Source organism: Burkholderia sp. E168m23, from assembly GCF_016586125.1.
GTDB lineage: Bacteria > Pseudomonadota > Gammaproteobacteria > Burkholderiales > Burkholderiaceae > Burkholderia > Burkholderia orbicola.
The window spans coordinates 1-523 of the sequence record NZ_BCPP01001720.1 but is presented as its reverse complement, the minus strand read 5'-3'; the positions used below and the strand labels follow the sequence as shown (position 1 = coordinate 523).

At 59.7% G+C, this 523-nt stretch carries 2 protein-coding genes; one reads left to right on the top strand and one right to left on the bottom strand.

Annotation, left to right across the window (positions count from 1 at the left end):
- Positions 1-84: 84 nt before the first annotated feature.
- A complete protein-coding gene (locus JMF90_RS39870) occupies positions 85-342 on the top strand; it encodes a DUF4148 domain-containing protein (protein ID WP_011548555.1) in 258 nt (85 codons plus the stop codon).
- On the opposite strand, the gene JMF90_RS40560 is transcribed toward JMF90_RS39870, so the two are convergent.
- The coding region (locus tag JMF90_RS40560) for a hypothetical protein (protein WP_236598168.1) at positions 318-523 on the bottom strand (206 nt) is incomplete at its 5' end. The two genes, JMF90_RS39870 and JMF90_RS40560, sit on opposite strands and share 25 nt — an antisense overlap.

Genomic DNA, 523 nt, shown 5'->3' with positions numbered 1-523 from the left:
GGGTAAATACCTAGCTTTAGGCGCATATACTTCGAGACTTCTAGCAGTACTTCAGTTGAACCGACGCCCAAAATTACGTATGTGATGAAACAGATTATCGTGACGGCTGGCCTCGCCCTGCTCGCCTCGGCTCCCCTTACGTCGTTCGCCCAGAGCGACATGCCGCTCTCGCGCGCACAAGTACGCGCCGAACTTGCGAACCTCGAACAAGCCGGCTACAACCCGCTTTCCGTTGATGTGGACTACCCGGCGGGGCTCCAAAAGGCTGAAGCGCGATTGCAGGCTGAGCAAACGTCATCGCAGCGTCAGGCCGCGATTCAATCCGGCGCACAGCAGCACTGATTTTTGCCGTTCTTTGGACGAAGAGCCGGCACGCCTCGTTTCGGCTGGCCGAATTCGGCCAGGGGCAGAATCATGATCTCTCGCACGGGGTGTCGGCCACAGATGCAGCGACGCTTCCAGGAGACGAACCGTCGTTCGAACGTCACGATGCCGGCGGCCGCGAGCGTCCCTTCCTGGCCGA